The organism is Streptomyces cylindrosporus, assembly GCF_022698165.1.
Classification (GTDB): domain Bacteria; phylum Actinomycetota; class Actinomycetes; order Streptomycetales; family Streptomycetaceae; genus Streptomyces; species Streptomyces cylindrosporus.
The window spans coordinates 387,625-404,077 of sequence record NZ_JALDAY010000009.1; the positions used below are offsets into that span (position 1 = coordinate 387,625).

The window sequence follows — 16,453 nt, forward strand, 5'->3', positions numbered from 1 at the left end:
TGTCCCTTTCGGAGGTGTGCGTGGGGGGAGAGGAGAGAAAGTCAGCCGGTGGTGAGGTGGTCGGCCAGGCCCCGCTTGACCCCCGCGACGAACGCGGCGATCTCCTCGGGGGTGTAGATGAGGGCGGGACCTGCCGGGTCCGTCGACTGGCGCAGCGCCACCCGGCCGTCGGCGAGCTGCTTCGTCTGTACGCACTGGCCCCCGTTGGGGCCGCTCCACGGAGACTCCCAGCCGTGCTCGCCGAGGTCGGAGGCGGGCATGCCGTTGTAGACGTAGAAGCTGCCGTCGATCGTGGTCATGAGTACTCCTTGCGCATGCGGTCCAGGAGTGCCCGGCTCTGCGCGTCGGAGGTCAGCAGGGACATCCGGCTGTGCGCCTCGAGATGGGCTACGACGTCGGAACGCTGGTCCAGATACATCGCGCCGGAGAGGACCTCGGTGTAGACGACGTCCGGCAACTCCGGCTCCTCGAAACGGAAGTACGTGAAGGGGGCGCAGGCGCCGACATGGGCGCCCGCCGTGAACGGCACCACGTCGACGCTGACGTGCTCCAGCTCCGAGACCTCCAGGAGCCGCTCGATCTGCTCCCGCATCACCTCGGGGCCGCCGACCACGCGGTGCAGTACGGCCTCCTCCATCACCACCCACAGCGTGGGCGCGTCGGGTCTCTCCAGCAGACCCTGACGTCGTAACCGCAGGTCCACGCGGCGCCGCAGGTCCTCGTCGCTGTCGTTCGGGAAGCCGCCGCCGAGCACCGCGCTCGCGTAGCGCGGGGTCTGCAGCAGTCCCGTGACGTAGTGGGGCTCGTACGTGCGCAGCGTCTTCGCCCCGGTCTCCAGGCTCACGTAGGCGCTGAACCAGGTGGGCAGCACGTCCCGGTACGTGTGCCACCAGCCGGGCTCGTTGGCCCGCTCGGCGAACTCCACGAACTCGGCCGTCTCCTGTCGGTCGGCTCCGTAGGTCTCCAGCAGCTTCTCGACGTAGAGCGGCTTGAGACCGACCTCCGCCTTCTCCAGGCGGCGGATGGTCAGCGGAGTCACCCGCAGGGCCTTGGCGGCGTCCTCCAGGGACACGCCCGCGCCCTGCCGCCGCTCCTGCAGCCGACGGCCGAGGATCATGCGCAGAACCGTGGGTGCGCTGCTGCCGCTGCCCGTGACCGGACGACTCTCGCTCACGCCGAAACCTCCTGAGGGGCTGTCACCGGTAAGAGTCTGAAGGCGACTTGGTGAAGTCGCCAGAGAGATACCGGCCCGATGAAATTATCAGGCAGCTGGTTGCAGCTTGAACTTGGGTGAGAGCATAGTTACTTGCGTGAATCGTTTTGGCGATCACCTGCAACACCCCTTCCCTGCTGCCCCGTTGCTCACGCCCGCTTCCGACTGCGCCCGCTCGACCCCCACGGAAGGCACCGCCGTGTCCCCCCACACGACTTCCTCCCCGCAGCTCTTAGACGTATCGAGCCCGGACCTCACCCACTGGCTCGAACTCCCGGCGCACCGGTCCAGCGTCAGAACCGCCCGCCGCTCCATGGACGCCCGCCTCACCGGCTGGCGGCTGCCGCGCGACCTGTGCGCGGACGCCGTGCTGCTCGTGTCCGAGCTGGCCACCAACGCCGTCCGCCACACCCTCAGCGCACGCATCCTGTGCGGCATCGGGCTCGTCGGCGACGGCCGCGTCCGGCTCGAAGTGCACGACCACGACTACAGCGGCGGCGGCCTGCCCCGCTGCGAACCGGGCCCCGACGACGAGGGCGGGCGCGGCCTGCTGCTCGTCGAGCAGCTCGCCGACACCTGGGGCGTCGACCGCTCCCGGCTCACCGGCGGCAACGCCGTGTGGGCCACCCTGACGACCGCCTGAGTTCAGCCCCGCGCCGGCGTCAGCTCGGCGAGCAGCAGCGTCCGGTCGTCCCCGCCGGCCGCGTCGGAAGGAGCGTGCAGGAGGTGGTGGCACAGCTCGGGCAGCGCGTCCTGCCCGTCTCCGTCGGCGGCCTCGTCCAGCGCGCGGGCGAGCCGGGCGATCTCCTGGTCTATGTCGGCGTCGCGGGACTCGACCAGGCCGTCGCTGTAGAGGACCAGCAGGGCGGGCTCCGGCACGGTCAGCACGGTCGCCTCGTAGTGACCCGTGCCCAGCCCGAGGGGCAGCCCCGCCCCGACCAGCGGTACCGGCGCGCTGCGCCCGTCCGGGCCGCGCAGCAGCGGGGGCGGGTGCCCGGCCCCGACCAGGGTGCAGGTGTGCAGGGCAGCGTCCCACTCGGCGTAGATGCAGGTCGCGAAGGAGGCGCCCGGGGTGTCGCAGGCGAGTGCGTCGAGGCGTCGTACGAGATCGGCGGCGGGGATGTCGAGGCTCGCCAACGCCCTTACCGCGGTGCGCAGTTGGAGCATCGCCACGGAGGACTCCGGGCCGTGCCCCATGGCGTCGCCGACGATCAGGCTGACCCGGTCGCCGGGCCGCTCCAGCACGTCGAACCAGTCGCCGCCGATGACGGTGTCCGGCCCGGCGGGCAGCGAACCATGGGCGACCCGGCAGCCCGCGAGCTCCTGGTGCGTGCCGTGCGGCAGGCTGTCGCGGATGGCGAGGGCGGTGCGCCGCTCGCGCTCGTAGCGGCGGGCGTTGTCCAGCGCGACGGCGGCCCGCGCGGCCAACTCCTCGACGGCCGCCACCTCTTCGGGCAGGAACGCCTTGCGGTCCGGGCCGCGGGTGCAGACGACGAACCCGATCGTGGTCTCCCCGAGCCGCAGCGGCACGACGAGGAACGAGGACACCAGCAGCAGGTCGTGCAGGCGCGCGCCCACGTCGCCGGAGGCCAGGAGGCGCTCGACCGTGATCGTGTCCACGGTGTCGAGCAGCTGCGCCTGCCCGGAGGCGAGGGCGCGGGCGTGCGGGGTGCCGCGCGGGAAGACGATCACCTCGCCGACCGGGAGGACCTTCTCCCAGTCCTCCTTCCCGGCCGCGCCCAGCCGCAGCGCCAGCCGGTGCACCTCGATCCGGGGCGGGTCCGCGGTGAGGTACGCGTTCTCCTCGCGCCGCCAGCGCTCCAGGAGATAGACGGAGGCCGCGTCGCAGAACGCGGGCGTGAGGGCGGCCGTGATCCGGTCGCCGGTCAGGCGCAGATCGAGCTCCGAGCCGAGTATGTCGGCGGCGGGGGAGAAGGCCGGCCGGCTCGGCGAGGGCCGGGCGGTGGCCGGGATGTCGGTGCGGCTGCGCGGTTCGTTCCGCAGGGTCGTGCCTTTCCGGGTGGGGGGCCGGCCGCGCGGCGGGGCAACTGGCGCGCCGCGCCGCGCGTCGCACGCAACTATATGATGATGCGTCAATGTCCGGCGCAGGAAGGGATGTTGAATGCCCGACTTCGCAGGTCCGGGGCAGGGAAGTGATCCCGACAAGGCGAGCGTGGCCCGGATGTACGACGCCATGCTGGGCGGGCAGCACAACTTCGCGATCGACCGGGAGGCCGTGGCGGCGTTCTCCGCCATCGACCCCCAGGTGCGCACGCTGGCCCGCGCCAATCGCGCCTTCCTCGGCCGGGCGGTGCGCTTCCTCGCCGCGGCCGGGGTGCGCCAGTTCATCGACCTCGGCTCGGGCATCCCCACCCAGGGCAACGTGCACGAGGTGGCGCAGACGGCGAGCCCCGGCGCCCGGGTGGTCTACGTGGACAACGACCCCGTGGCCGTGGCCCACAGCGCCTCCCTGCTCGCCGACAACCCGGACGCGGCGATCGTCGACGCCGACATCCGCCGCCCGGCCGACATCCTCGGCTCGCCGCAGGTGCGCAAGCTGATCGACTTCGAGCGGCCCGTCGCCGTACTGATGAACGCGATCCTGCACTTCGTCTCGCCCGACGAGGACCCGGCCGGCATCGTGGCCGCCTTCCGGGACGCGATCCCGGCCGGCGGCTGGCTGGCGATGTCCCACGCCACGAACCAGGACCGCCCCGACACGGCGGCCGCGGTGGGGCAGTTGTACCGCTCCCGGGCCACCTCCCCGGTGACCGCCCGCTCCTACGACGAGATCCTCGGCCTCTTCGACGGCTTCGAGCTCGCCGAGCCCGGCCTGGTGCACGTGCCGCTGTGGCGCCCCGACCCGGACGACGTGATCCCGGACAACCCGGCCGAGTACTGGGTGTACGCGGGCGTCGGCCGGAAGTCACCCTGACCGTGGCGCCGCCGTGCTCCCCCTGACCACCAGGCTCGTCGGCACGAGGTCGGTCCCCGGCGGGGAGCCGTCCCCGGTGCGGATCTGCTGGAGCACGCCCCGCACACAGCGCCGGCCCACCTCCGCGAAGTCCTGGTGGACCGTGGTGAGCGGCGGGACGAAGAACGCGGCGTCCGGGATGTCGTCGAAGCCGACCACGCTGACGTCCTCGGGCACCCGGCGCCCGCGCTCGTGGAAGGCCCGCAGCAGCCCCAGCGCCATCTGGTCGTTGGACGCGAACACCGCGGTGCAGCCGTCCTGTTCGGCGAGCGCGAGCCCGGCCGCGTACCCGGACTCGGCCGACCAGTCGCCGTGCAACGGCGGCGGCACCGGACGGCCCGCCTCCTCAAGCACCTCGCGCCAGGCCTGGGTTCGGCGCTGCCCGGCGAAGGACGTCTCCGGCCCGGTCACATGCCACACCGTCCGGTGGCCCAGGTCCAGCAGATGCCGTACGGCCTTGCGCGCGCCCTCCGCCTGGTCGGTGTCCACCACGCTGTAGCGGTCCCCGGCGTCCGAGTCGACGACCACGACATGCACCCCGGGCGGGAGTTGGACCGTACCGGTGTCGACCAGATGGATCTCCATGATGACGATCACCGCGTCGACCGCCAGCTCGCCCATGCGCGTGAAGGCGCCCAGCACGTTGTCCTGGGTCGGCACGTCGATCGGGATCAGCGTGATCGCGTACCCCTCGGCCGCCGCGTGCGTGGCGATCGCCTCCACGGTACGGCTGTTGCCCGTCGAGGCCAGGCTGAACAGGATCACGCCGATCGTGTTGAACCGGCCGTAACGCAGGGCGCGCGCCGCGCTGTTGGGCCGGTAGCCCAGCTCACGCATCGCCGCGAGCACCTGCTCGCGGGTCGAACTGATCACCCCGGCATGGCCGTTGGACACCCGCGAGACCGTCTGCGAGGAGACGCCCGCGAGCTTGGCGACGTCGGCCATGGAGACCCGCTGCTTGCGGCGCCCGCCAGGGACGCCGGAGCCGCCCCGTTCCACCACTGGTGCCTCCTTCGGGCCGAGTCGGGTGACCTGTTGCGCAGTGCACCGGATGGTACGCGTGCGAAGCCTTGACGGCCGCTGGGGCGAATGCCAGGATTCCGGCGCCGCCGAGTTTACGTAAACATCCGATCCGCAGGCCCTCGATGTTTACGTAAACATACGCGACGCAGAGCCGCCACCTCTTGAAAGGGCACGTCGATGCGCAAGACCCCCGCCCCCCGACGCTCCACCTCCCGGCTGCGCGCCGCCTGTGTGGCGCTCGCGATCGCCGCGGTCGGCGGTGCGACCCTGACCGGCACTCCCGCCTCCGCCGCCGCGCCGGCCGGCACGAGCCAGTTCCGGGGCGTCAACTGGGCCGATCCGCGCGACAACTTCGCCGACGACTACCTCCAGCTGTCCGGCCTGTCGACCTCCGACAGCTACGCGCAGACGTACGCCAAGGCGAGCCGCATCATCTCCGCGTTCCGCGCCAACCTCGGCGCCAACACCGTGCGGCTGCCCATCAACCCGTACACGGTGAACGGCGCCTACTGGAAGTCGTACCGCGGGGTCGTCGACGCGGCCTCCGACCGGGGCTTCAAGGTGATCCTGTCCTACTGGGAGGGCACGGGCGACAAGAAGGACGGCTACATCGACGACGAGACCACCTACTGGCCCATGTGGGACACCGTGGTCAAGGCCTACAAGCACGACCCGAAGGTCTACTTCGAGCCGATGAACGAGCCGCACGGCTACACCGACGCCCAGTGGGCCGACATCGCCGCGAAGTGGCTGGCGACCTACCCGTCCGTGCCGCGGGACCGCGTCTTCGTCAGCGGCGCCGGCTACAACGACCACGTCACCACGGTCTGCGCCGACCCCCGCCTCAAGGGCACCTACCTCTCCCTGCACCACTACGGCTTCTGGAAGAGCTACGCCACCTACGACCAGTGGGTGTCCGACCTGAAGGAGCGGCTCGGCGACTGCGCGGGCCGGACGGTCGCGGACGAGTTCGGCGCCCCGATGACGACGGGCCTCAACTACAACGTGCCCGCCCCGGACGACAACTCGATCAACTTCATCCAGGCCGACACCGACACCTTCCGCAAGCTCGGGATGGGCTCGGTGTACTGGCCGGGTCTGCGCACCGACGACACGTACTCGATCCAGAAGCTCATCGGCGACGCCTCCCGGCCGTGGCTGGAGACGACGAACCGGTCCGGCGCGGACCGGCTGGCCTGGGGCTGGGGGCGCGGCAAGCCCGTCCAGCAGCCCTGACCCCGATCCCGACCGACGGCCGGTCACGGGGGTGGGCCCCGTGACCGGCCGTCAGGCTGCCGGCTGCACCAGCCCGGACTCGTAGGCGAAGACCACCGCCTGCACCCGGGCCCGGGCGCCGATCTTGGCGAGGATGTGGCTGACGTGGGACTTCACGGTCGTCGGCGCGATGGACAGGCGCCGGCCGATCTCGGCGTTGGACCAGCCGGAGGCCACCGCGGTCAGGATGTCGCGCTCGCGGTGGGTGAGCGTCTGCAGCTCGACCTCCTGCGTGATCCGCCGCAGCGGCTTCTGCTCGCGGACCGTCTCGATGAGCGCGCGGGTCAGGCCCGGTGTGATGACGGCGTCCCCGGCGGCCACCACCCGGACGGCGGCGGACAGTTCCTGGGGTGTGGCGTCCTGGAGGAGGAAGCCGCCGGCGCCGGCGCGCAGGACGGCGTAGGCGTACGACTCGTCGTCGGTCGGGGTCAGCGCCAGCAGGCGCGGGCGGTGGTCGCCGGGCCCGGCGGGCCGGGTGATGCGGCGGATCGCCTCGACGCCGTCCGCGTCGGAGGCCCGGCCGCCCATCACGACCACGTCGGGCCGGAGCTCGGCGGCCATACGGGCCGCCTCGAACGCGCTCGCCGTCTCGCCGACGACGATCAGATCGGGCTCGGCCGCGAGGAGCATTCGGAGGCCGAGGCGCTGCAGGGACTGGTCATGGACGACGAGTACGGAGGTCATGGCGTGCATCTCCTCTGAACGAAACGGTTTCGTTCACCTAGAGAGCAGCATAGCCCTGCCGCTATCGAAACGGCACCGTCTCTGTTGTGGTCTCGATCACCCGATCTGAACGCTCTCCCGTGTTCATCCGTACCCCTGGACCGGACCGGTTCCAGGACACGGAGGCCCACTTGTCATTCCAGGCAACGCCAGGACGCACCGATCGCATTCCGTCCACGGTCCGCCTGGCGCGCGGGGCCGCGCTGATCGGCGGGCTCGCCCTGCTCCCGCTGGCCACGGCGTGCAGCGGCGGCGAGGAGGACGAGTCGCGGAAGGCCTCGGTGACGGCTGCGCCGCGGGCCGGGGTGGTGGCGCCGGCGAAGGTGGAGGTGATCGCCGCGCTGATCGGCTGCGCGAAGCCGAGGATCCGGGTGGACGCGGAGGAGCTGCGACAGGGCGTCTGCCACACGAAGGAGGCCGACCGCGTCATCACCACGTTCCCGGCGGAGAAGTACAAGCTGGCCTGGCTGGACGCCGCCAGCGGCTACGGCGGCCGGCACCTGGTCGGCACCCGCTGGGTGGTGAGCGCGAAGCCGGAACTGCTGAAGGACTTCCGCGACAAGCTCGGCGGGGACATCCAGCAGCTGCGCGGCTTCGGCCCGACGGCGGCGCCGAGCGCCTCCTAGCCGATCAGCCGGCCAGTGGGAAGTGGCAGGCGACGGAACGGCCCGAGGCCGTCGGGGTCAGGCGGGGCCGTTCCAGCGCGCACTGCTCGCGGGCGTACGGACAGCGGGTGCGGAAGGGACAGCCGGTCGGCCGGTCCACCGGGCTGGGCACCTCGCCGGTGAGGACGATGCGTTCCCGGGGCGACGCGTCGCTCCCGTCGTCGATCTCCGGGACGGCCGAGAGCAGCGCCTGCGTATAGGGGTGCGCGGGCGCCTCGTACAGCTCCTCCGTCCCGGCGAGTTCCACGATCTCGCCGAGGTACATGACGGCGATACGGTCCGAGACGTGCCGGACCACGCCGAGGTCGTGGGCGATGAAGACGTAGGTGAGCGCGAACTCGTCCTGGAGGTCGGCGAAGAGGTTGAGCACCTGCGCCTGGATCGACACGTCGAGGGCGGACACCGGCTCGTCGGCGACGATCAGCTTCGGGCCGGTGGCCAGCGCCCGGGCGATGCCGATGCGTTGCCGCTGCCCGCCGGAGAACTCGTGCGGATACCGGTCCAGATGCGCCGCCGAGAGTCCTACGACGTCGAAGAGCTCGGCGACCCGGCGGCGGACCGCGGCCGCGTCGCCGTACCGGTGCACGAGCAGTGGCTCGGCCACGATGTCCCCGGCGCGGCGGCGGGGGTTGAGCGAGGCCTGCGGGTCCTGGAAGACGAGTTGCATGCCCGGCCGGACCGGGCGCAGCCGGCGCGTGGACAGGCCGCTGATGTCCTGGCCGTCGAACTCCACGCGCCCGCCGGTGAGTTCGGTGAGCCGGACCAGACAACGCCCGAGGGTGGACTTGCCGCAGCCCGACTCGCCGACGATGCCCAGGGTCTCCCCGGCGCGCACCTCCAGGGACACCCCGTCCACGGCCCGCAGGGTGCGGCGGTGCCGGGAGAACCCGTCGGCGCGCAGGGGGTAGTGCTTGGTGACGTCCGTGGCCCGCAGCAGGACGTCGCCGCGGGTCGGTGTGGTCATGTCCTGTGTCGTCACGACGCCGCCTCCGCGTCCAGGTCCTTCGCCCCGGCCGTCGCCGTCCGCGTCGTGAGCCGCAGGGCCGCGCGGTGGTCGGCCGGCAGCCAGCAGGCGTCCCGGTGCGCGCCCGCGCCGGGGCCAGCCGACAACTCCGGCCGCTCGTCGCAGCGTTCGTGCCGCAGTCGGCAGCGCGGTGCGAACGCGCAGCCCTCCGGCAGGCTGCCCGGGGAGACGGGCACGCCCGCGATGGTGGGCAGCCGCCGCAGCCGGGGCCCGCCGACGCGGGGCACCGAGTCCAGCAGCCCCCAGGTGTAGGGGTGGCGCGGGCCGTGGAACACCGCCCGGCGCGGACCCTCCTCGGCCGCCCGGCCGCCGTACATCACCAGGACCCGGTCGGCGATCTGCGAGACCACGCCCATGTCGTGGGTGATGAGGACCACGGCCGAACCCCGGGCGTTCAACTCCCGCATCAGGTCCAGGATCTGCGCCTGCACGGTGACGTCCAGCGCCGTCGTCGGCTCGTCCGCGATCAGCAGTGCCGGATCGCAGGACAGTGCTATCGCGATGACCGCGCGCTGGCGCATGCCGCCGGAGAACTCGTGCGGATACGCGTTCACCCGCGAGGCCGCGTCGGGGATGCCCACGTCGGAGAGCAGCTCGACCGCACGCGCGTGCGCCGCCTTGCGGGAGACCCGCTCATGGGCGCGTATCTGCTCGGCGATCTGCCAGCCCACGGTGTACACGGGGGTCAGCGCGGTCATCGGGTCCTGGAACACCATCGCGATCTCCCGGCCCCGTACCGCCCGCATCTCGTCCGCGGGCAGGGCGAGCAAGTCCCGTCCACGGAAGAGGACTTCGCCCGAGACGAGCACGTTCGGGTTGGTGATCAGCCGCAGCACGGCCAGCATCGACACGCTCTTGCCGGAGCCCGACTCGCCCACCACGCCCAGGATCTCGCCGGGCGGGACGGCGAAGGAGAGCCCGTCGACGGCCGTGACGGTGCCGGTGCGGGTGCGGAACGACACCCGCAGATCTCTTACGTCCAGCAGGGGTTCAGGCATGGCGGGCCCTCGGGTCGAGTCGTGCGTACAGGATGTCCACCAGCGCGTTGGCGAGGACCACGAAGAACGCCGCGTACAGGACCGTGCCCATGATCACGGGCAGGTCCAGGTTCTGCAGGGCGTCATAGGTGAGCTTGCCGATGCCGGGCAGGCCGAAGACCACCTCGGTCAGCAGCGCTGCGCCGCCCACCAGCGCGCCGAAGTCCAGGCCGAACAGCGACACGATCGGGATCAGCGAGCAGCGCAGGGCGTGCCGGACGAGGATGCGCCGTTCGGACAGGCCCTTGGCGCGGGCGGTGCGGACGTAGTCCTCGCCCAGGGCGGTGACGACCTCGCCGCGCAGGAGGCGGGCGTAGATGCCGGCGTACAGCAGGGCCAGGGTCAGCCAGGGGAAGAGCATGTGCAGCGCCCACTGGCCGGGGTGGGCGAGGCCGACGTAGCCGGGCGGCGGCACCCAGGAGAACAGCGAACCGTGCAGCTGCTTCTGGGTGACGAGGTTGACGACCTCGCCGAGCCAGTAGGCCGGCAGGGAGACGCCGACCACGCCCACCAGCATGATCAGCGGGTCCGCCGCCCGGCCGCGCAGGGCGGCCGCCGCGGTGCCCATGAGGATGCCGGCCACCATCCAGATCACCGCCGCACCGACCACCAGCGACAGGGTCACCGGGGTGGCCTGCACGATCTGCGGGATCACCCGGGAGCCGCGGTTGACGAAGGACTCCAGATCGCGGTCGACCAGGAGGTGACGCATCATCAGGAGATAGCGGACCGGCATCGGGCGGTCCAGGCCGAAGGAGTGCCGGACCTGGGCGAGGGTGGCGGGGTCGGCGTTGCGGCCGGCGATGCGGGCGGCCGGGTCGACTCCCGGGGTGGCGAAGAAGATCAGGAACACCAGGACGCTGATCGCGAACATCACGAGCAGGGCCGAGGCGAAGCGCTTGAGGGCGAAGTGGAGCATGCGCTGTCACACCCCTCCGCGCAGCCGGGCACTCGGGTCCAGGGCGTCGCGGACCCCGTCGCCGAACACGTTGAGGGCGGCCGTGGTGAGGGCGATCAGCAGGCCGGGTGCGATCGTCACGGCCGGGCGGGTGTAGAGCAGCCCGAGGCCGTCCTCGATGATCGTGCCCCAGCTGGCGTCGGGCGGCTGGACGCCGACGGACAGGAAGGACAGGGCCGACTCGGTGAGCATGGCCAGCGCGGTCATCAGCGGGACGAAGACGATCGCCGTCGGCACGACGTTCGGCAGCACCTCCCGGCGCAGGATGCGCAGGGTCGGTGCGCCCGAGCCGACGGCCGCGTGGATGAACTCCTTGTTCCGCAGCACCAGCACCTGACCGCGCAACGGCCGGGCGATGTACGGCACATAGATCGCCGCGATGATCGCGACCGGCAGCCAGAGGCTTCCCGCGTCCACGGTCAGCGGGCCCAGGCGCAGCCCGTTCGTGAGCAGTACGACCGACAGGCAGATGGCCAGCAGATACACCGGAAAGGCCCAGATGACGTCCAGGACCCGGGAGATGACGGAGTCCACGACGCCGCCCGCGTACCCAGCGACGATGCCGACGGCCGTGCCGAGCGCGCACGTCAGCAGCGCCGCGGTGAACCCGATGAACAGGCTCGTACGGCCGCCGTACAGCAGCCGGGCCATGACGTCGCGGCCCTGGTTGTCGGCGCCGAGGAAGTAGTGGGCGGGGTCCCAGGTCGGGCCGATGGGCGTGACGCCGAGGCCGAGGCCGGTGCTGCTCGGGGTGAGCACCGGCACGGTCTTGCCGTCGACGACGGTCGTACCGGAGACATGGGACTGGAAGGGGTCGGTGTGGGCGACGTGGTCCGCGTACAGCGGTGCGCACAGGGTCGCCAGCACGACGACCAGCAGGACGGCGGCCGCGGCCATCGCCGGCCTGTTGCGCACCAGGTCGGTGGCGGCCGTCCGCCAGGGGCCCGGCGAGCGCCGGGCCGGAGCGGTCAACGGGGGCTCGGTGCTTGTCACTTGACCCACAGCTGGCTGACGAGCATGTAGAACTGCTTGCTGAACTGGTAGTCGCCGACCCGGGTCGAGGTGAAGTCGATCAGCTTCGGGTTGATCAGCGGCACGACCGGGGAGTCGACCATGATCTGCTGGTCGATCGCGCCCCACTGCTGGTTGGCGCTCTTCTCGTCGGTCTCCGCCGTCTTCAGCGCGGCGTGCATCTTGGCGTCGACGCCCTTGTCGCAGTACCCGGAGATGTTGATGCTGGAGTCGCTGCCGGGGTGGAACGAGGCGCAGGACAGCAGCACGTTGAGGAAGTCGGAGGCCGCCGGATAGTCCTGGTACCAGGAGGTCAGCGCCAACTGCACCTTGTTCTTGGTGTTCTGGATGTAGGTGAACTGGATGTTCCCCGACAGCGGCTTGAGCTTCGCCTTGTAGCCGAGCTGGGTGAGCAGGCTCTGCAGGTACTGTCCGATCGACTTGTTGACGTCGTCGTCCTGCACGACGATGCCGACCTCCTGCCCGGCCGTGCCGGACTGCTTCACCAGCGCCTTGGCCTTCGCCAGGTCCGCCGCCTTCCAGGTCGTGCCCCCGCCCTTGGTGTAGTCGCAGGTGTCGACGTGCCCCGGGAACCCGGCCGGCAGGATCGTGCACGCGGGCGAGGCGAGGTTGGTGCCGCCGTACAGCCGCACCACGGCCGCCCGGTCCACGGCCCAGTTGATCGCCTGGCGCGCCGACTTGTTGTTGAACGGTGCCATGTTGACGTTCAGCGTCGCGTACCAGAACGCGGTCAGCGGGTTCACATGGGCCTGGGAGGCGTACTTGGTGCCGATCTCGTTGAGCCGGTCGGCCGGCGGCGGGTCGTACATCCAGTCCGCCAGGCCGTTCTCGACGGCGGTCACCTCCGACTCCACGGTCTGCCCGAAGGTGTAGTCGATGGCGTCCGGGTAGCCCTCCGGCTCGGCCTCCCGCGACCATTCCTTGAAGTGCGGGTTGCGAACGAGCTTCAGCGCGCGGTTCGGGTCGTACGAGGCCGCCATGTACGGGCCGGTGGTGGGCAGCGGCTTGGTGCCGGCGTCCTTCGTCGGCGAGTCCTTCGGTACGACGACGGCGTGCGGGACCGCGAGTTTGTACTGGAACTCCGGGTCGGCGGCGGTGAGGTTGATGGTGACCGTGTTCGCCTTCGCGTCGGCGGTCACCCCGCCCTTGAGCGTGCAGGAGGCCGGCTTCTTCAGACAGGCGTCGGCGCCGACGATGCCGTTGTAGAAGGTGCCGGCGGTGGGGCTGGAGACCTTGAAGATGCGCTGGAAGGACGCCACCACGTCGTCGGTGGTCAGGGCCTTGCCGTTGGAGAAGGTGATGCCCTTGCGCAGGGTGAAGGTGTAGGTCTTGCCGCCATTGGTGATCTTCGGCAGTGCCGTCGCCAGGTCCGGGACGACGGTGAAGGACGCCTGCCCGTTCACCTTCTTGAAGGCCAGCAGGCCGTCGTACATCGACTGGTACAACTGCCAGTATTGGAGCGTGTAGTTGACCTGCGGGTCGAAGGTGCCCGCGGCCGCGTGGGCGACCAGCTTCAGGGTGCCGCCCTTGTGCTGCGGCTGGAAGGCGCCGGTGCCGGAGCCCGACGACGAGGTGGGGCTGCCCGAGGAGCCGTCGTCGGAGGAGGAACAGGCGGCCGCGGTGAGGGCGAGGGCGACGGTGGCCGCGGCGAGCGCGCCCCGTCTGGTGCTGCGGGACATGGCAGACAACTCCCGTCGGGGGATCAGTCGGTGGAGTCGAGGAACGAGCCCACGACCCGGAGGTAGAGCTCCTCCTCCTCGACGTGCGGCATATGGCTGGAGTGCTCGAACATGTGCCAGCGCACATCGGGGATTCGGTCGGCGAAGGGGCGCAGGGTGTCGGGAGTCGCCTCGTCGTAACGCCCGGAGACGAGCAGGGTCGGCGCCTCGATCAGATGCAGCCGGTCGATGACGGACCAGTCCTTGAGCGTGCCGACGACATGGAACTCGTTCGGCCCGTTCATCGTGTGGTACACGGTCGGATCGGCCTCGATGTTGTCCCAGGTCGCCTGTACCTCGGGCGGGTTGGGCGTCAGACGGCACACATGGCGCTCGTTGAAGACCTGCTCGGCGGCGCGGTAGTCGGGGTGGTCGGTGGTGCCCGCCGCCTCGTGCGCGAGCAGGGTGCGCTGCACCTCGGGCGGGAGCGCGGCGCGCAGTTCGGCCGCCGCGGCCAGCCACAGCTCCATGGAGGCGGGGGAGTTGGCGATGACCAGTCCGCGCAGCCCGGACGGCCGACGCACCGCGTGCTCGGCCGCGAGCATGCCGCCCCAGGACTGGCCGAGCAGGTGGTAGCCGTCGGCGATCCCCAACTCCTTGAGCAGGGTGTCGAGTTCGTCGAGGAAGAGCTGGACGGTCCAGAAGTCGGCGCCCTTGTCGGGCAGATGGGTGGAGCGGCCGGTGCCGAGCTGGTCGTAGTGCACGACCTGACGGCCCTGGGCGGCGATGTTCGCGATGCTGAGCGTGTAGTCGTGACCGGCGCCGGGCCCGCCGTGCAGGACCACCAGGGGTGTCCTGCCCGGTTCGCCCGTGATCCGGTACCAGGTCGAATTGCCGTTGAAGTCGACGGTTCCGGTGTGGTTCGGTTCGGGGATCGCCACGAGGGAGCCTCCCAGACCGGCCGGAACGAGCCGGCCGCTGGCTGAAACGGGATGGGAGTGACGGATGGGTGAGATAGTGATTGGGTAAAAGGTCAGCGCACAAGACCTTTTAGCGGGGCCGGGCCAAGAAGTAACGGCGCGTTCACATGGCCCGTGTGCGTTAACAGAAGCGACGATTTGGGGGGAGTCGGCTGACATCCGTACCTGAGGCACCCGAGCCGGAGGACGAGTACGCGCGCGTGCTGGACCGTGTCCTCGGCGGCACGCCCTCTCCCTTGCGGCCGGTGCGCGTCACCTCCGCCGTCGACGAGGTCTCCGACCGGCTGCTCACCGCGATCGCCGTCGGCGACTTCCTGCCGGGTGAACGACTGCCGCCGGAACGCGAGCTCACCGGTCTGCTGCGGGTGAGCCGTCCCACCGTGCGCGAGGCGGTGGCCCGCCTCCAGGCGCTGGGCGTCATCGAGATCCGGCGGGGCCGCAGCGGCGGGGCGTTCGTGCGCGACAGCTGGACCACGTCCTCCGCGGCCGCGGTCCGCCGTACCCTGCTGCCCCGCTGGGAGGAGTTCGAGCAGCTCTTCGACCTGCGCGGGCTGGTGGAGGGCATGGTGGCCGCGACGGCCGCACGCCGCCGGCGACCCGAGGACCTCGAAGCGATGCGGGCGGCCCTGTCCGCGCACCTGTCCGCGACCACACCCCGGGAGGAGCAGGCCGCCGACAGCGCGTTCCACCAGAGCATCTGCGCGGCCACCCGCAACCCGCAGATCGCCCTGCTCAGCCGCGACCTGCTGACCAGGATCAGCCTCGGCTTCCCGGTCGAGCCCTGGGGCAGGGGCGAGCGGACCCACTTCCACCGGGCCGGCTCGGACCACACGTCCCTCTACGAGGCCGTCGCGGCGGGCGAGCCCGAGCGCGCGGAGGAGATCGCCCGCCGGCACTTCATGATCAGCGCCGAGATGATCCGGGACGTGCTGGCCCGGGTGCGGGCCGCGGACGGATCCTGACGCCCGCGCGCGTCGATTCGGCCGGCCTCCGTTCGTATGGACAGTGAAGGGGCCGCCACGATCGAGGAGCTGTGATGACGATGACCGAGGTGACGACGGTGCTCACCGGGCGCGGCCTGGTGGAGTCCCCGCGCTGGCACGGCGACCGGCTGTACTTCTCCGACTGGTCGGCCGGCGAGGTCGTGGCCGTCGACGCGGCGGGCCGCTGCGAGGTCGTCGCGCGGGTGGCGTCCCTGCCGCTGTGCACGGCCTGGCTCCCGGACGGCGGCCTGCTGATCGTGTCGTCGGCGGACGGACGGCTGCTGCGGCGCGAACCCGACGGCGGTCTCGCTCTCTACGCCGACCTCGGCGCACCCGGCTGGAACGACATCGTCGCGGACGGCCGCGGCAACACCTACGTCAACCGCGTCGCGTTCGACCCGATGGCGGGGGAGGACACCAAACCCGGCACCGTCCACCTCGTCACCCCCGACGGGGTGGTGCGCGAGGCGGCCGACGACATCGCCTTCCCCAACGGCATGGCGGTGACCGCGGACGGCTCCACGCTGATCGTCGCCGACTCCTACCGCCACCGGCTGCTCGCCTTCGACATCGACCCCGACGGCGGCCTGTCCGCCCGGCGCGTCTGGGCCGACCTCGGCGAGGGCACGCCGGACGGCATCTGCACGGACGCGGAGAACGCCGTCTGGTACGCCGACGTACCGGGCCGGTGCTGCGTGCGCGTCGCCGAGGGCGGCACCGTCCTGCGGACCGTGACCCTGGACCGCGGAGCCTTCGCCTGCGCCCTCGGCGGCCCGGACCGCAGGACCCTGTACGTGACGGCGGCGCGCTGGCAGGGCATGACCGAGGCCGAGATGGTGGCGCCCGGCAGCGGTCAGGTGCTCGCCGTCCCCGTCGAGGTGCCGGGCGCGGGCCTGCCGTGACGACGG

At 71.4% G+C, this 16,453-nt stretch carries 17 protein-coding genes; 6 read left to right on the forward strand and 11 right to left on the reverse strand.

Annotated elements, in window-relative coordinates; genetic code table 11:
• Positions 1 to 41 precede the first annotated feature (41 nt).
• Both MQP27_RS30170 and MQP27_RS30175 read right to left on the reverse strand, forming a co-directional pair.
• Positions 42 to 299, reverse strand: a complete 258-nt coding sequence (locus MQP27_RS30170; RefSeq protein ID WP_242769118.1) for a DUF397 domain-containing protein — start codon at positions 297 to 299, stop codon at positions 42 to 44.
• A complete protein-coding gene (locus tag MQP27_RS30175) occupies positions 296 to 1,174 on the reverse strand; it encodes a Sco1979 family transcriptional regulator (protein ID WP_242769119.1) in 879 nt (292 codons plus the stop codon). The genes MQP27_RS30170 and MQP27_RS30175 overlap by 4 nt, the downstream gene beginning before the upstream one ends.
• A gap of 238 nt (positions 1,175 to 1,412) precedes the next feature.
• Here MQP27_RS30175 and MQP27_RS30180 point away from each other — a divergent pair, with 238 nt between their 5' ends.
• Complete coding sequence (locus MQP27_RS30180) at positions 1,413 to 1,856, forward strand: ATP-binding protein (RefSeq protein WP_242769463.1); 444 nt, start codon at positions 1,413 to 1,415, stop codon at positions 1,854 to 1,856.
• A 2-nt stretch (positions 1,857 to 1,858) separates the two neighbouring features.
• On the opposite strand, the gene MQP27_RS30185 is transcribed toward MQP27_RS30180, so the two are convergent.
• On the reverse strand, positions 1,859 to 3,310 hold the full coding sequence (locus tag MQP27_RS30185) for a PP2C family protein-serine/threonine phosphatase (protein ID WP_242769120.1): 1,452 nt from the start codon (positions 3,308 to 3,310) through the stop codon (positions 1,859 to 1,861).
• 25 nt (positions 3,311 to 3,335) lie between these two features.
• Between MQP27_RS30185 and MQP27_RS30190 the strand changes: the two genes are divergently transcribed.
• Positions 3,336 to 4,148, forward strand: coding sequence for an SAM-dependent methyltransferase (locus tag MQP27_RS30190; RefSeq protein ID WP_242769121.1), 813 nt, complete (start codon positions 3,336 to 3,338; stop codon positions 4,146 to 4,148).
• On the opposite strand, the gene MQP27_RS30195 is transcribed toward MQP27_RS30190, so the two are convergent.
• Positions 4,140 to 5,189, reverse strand: a complete 1,050-nt coding sequence (locus MQP27_RS30195) for a LacI family DNA-binding transcriptional regulator (RefSeq protein ID WP_242769122.1) — start codon at positions 5,187 to 5,189, stop codon at positions 4,140 to 4,142. The two genes, MQP27_RS30190 and MQP27_RS30195, sit on opposite strands and share 9 nt — an antisense overlap.
• Before the next feature lie 198 nt (positions 5,190 to 5,387).
• On the opposite strand from MQP27_RS30195, the gene MQP27_RS30200 reads away from it, so the two are divergent.
• Positions 5,388 to 6,446, forward strand: coding sequence for a glycoside hydrolase family 5 protein (locus tag MQP27_RS30200; protein ID WP_242769123.1), 1,059 nt, complete (start codon positions 5,388 to 5,390; stop codon positions 6,444 to 6,446).
• 51 nt (positions 6,447 to 6,497) lie between these two features.
• Here the strand turns inward: MQP27_RS30200 and MQP27_RS30205 are convergent, their stop codons facing one another.
• Positions 6,498 to 7,169, reverse strand: coding sequence for a LuxR C-terminal-related transcriptional regulator (locus MQP27_RS30205; protein ID WP_242769124.1), 672 nt, complete (start codon positions 7,167 to 7,169; stop codon positions 6,498 to 6,500).
• 170 nt (positions 7,170 to 7,339) lie between these two features.
• Between MQP27_RS30205 and MQP27_RS30210 the strand changes: the two genes are divergently transcribed.
• Positions 7,340 to 7,834 carry a hypothetical protein gene (locus MQP27_RS30210; protein WP_242769125.1) on the forward strand — a complete coding sequence of 165 codons (495 nt, stop codon included), beginning with the start codon at positions 7,340 to 7,342 and terminating at the stop codon, positions 7,832 to 7,834.
• Positions 7,835 to 7,838: 4 nt separating this feature from the next.
• On the opposite strand, the gene MQP27_RS30215 is transcribed toward MQP27_RS30210, so the two are convergent.
• From MQP27_RS30215 to MQP27_RS30240, 6 genes are read right to left on the reverse strand one after another with little or no spacing between them, the layout of a single operon-like run.
• Complete coding sequence (locus MQP27_RS30215; RefSeq protein ID WP_242769126.1) at positions 7,839 to 8,837, reverse strand: ABC transporter ATP-binding protein; 999 nt, start codon at positions 8,835 to 8,837, stop codon at positions 7,839 to 7,841.
• 11 nt (positions 8,838 to 8,848) lie between these two features.
• Positions 8,849 to 9,895 carry an ABC transporter ATP-binding protein gene (locus MQP27_RS30220; protein ID WP_242769127.1) on the reverse strand — a complete coding sequence of 349 codons (1,047 nt, stop codon included), beginning with the start codon at positions 9,893 to 9,895 and terminating at the stop codon, positions 8,849 to 8,851.
• Complete coding sequence (locus MQP27_RS30225; protein ID WP_242769128.1) at positions 9,888 to 10,853, reverse strand: ABC transporter permease; 966 nt, start codon at positions 10,851 to 10,853, stop codon at positions 9,888 to 9,890. Before MQP27_RS30225 ends, MQP27_RS30220 begins: the two co-directional genes overlap by 8 nt.
• Before the next feature lie 6 nt (positions 10,854 to 10,859).
• Entirely contained in the window at positions 10,860 to 11,864 is a 1,005-nt protein-coding gene (locus MQP27_RS30230; protein WP_242769129.1) for an ABC transporter permease, read from the reverse strand.
• A 17-nt stretch (positions 11,865 to 11,881) separates the two neighbouring features.
• Positions 11,882 to 13,603, reverse strand: a complete 1,722-nt coding sequence (locus MQP27_RS30235; RefSeq protein WP_242769130.1) for an ABC transporter substrate-binding protein — start codon at positions 13,601 to 13,603, stop codon at positions 11,882 to 11,884.
• 23 nt (positions 13,604 to 13,626) lie between these two features.
• Positions 13,627 to 14,523 (reverse strand): proline iminopeptidase-family hydrolase, encoded by an 897-nt coding sequence (locus tag MQP27_RS30240; RefSeq protein WP_242769131.1) that lies wholly within the window; start codon positions 14,521 to 14,523, stop codon positions 13,627 to 13,629.
• A gap of 239 nt (positions 14,524 to 14,762) precedes the next feature.
• Here MQP27_RS30240 and MQP27_RS30245 point away from each other — a divergent pair, with 239 nt between their 5' ends.
• Both MQP27_RS30245 and MQP27_RS30250 read left to right on the forward strand, forming a co-directional pair.
• Positions 14,763 to 15,524, forward strand: a complete 762-nt coding sequence (locus MQP27_RS30245) for a FadR/GntR family transcriptional regulator (RefSeq protein ID WP_242769132.1) — start codon at positions 14,763 to 14,765, stop codon at positions 15,522 to 15,524.
• 74 nt (positions 15,525 to 15,598) lie between these two features.
• Complete coding sequence (locus MQP27_RS30250) at positions 15,599 to 16,447, forward strand: SMP-30/gluconolactonase/LRE family protein (protein WP_242769133.1); 849 nt, start codon at positions 15,599 to 15,601, stop codon at positions 16,445 to 16,447.
• Positions 16,448 to 16,453: the final 6 nt, after the last annotated feature.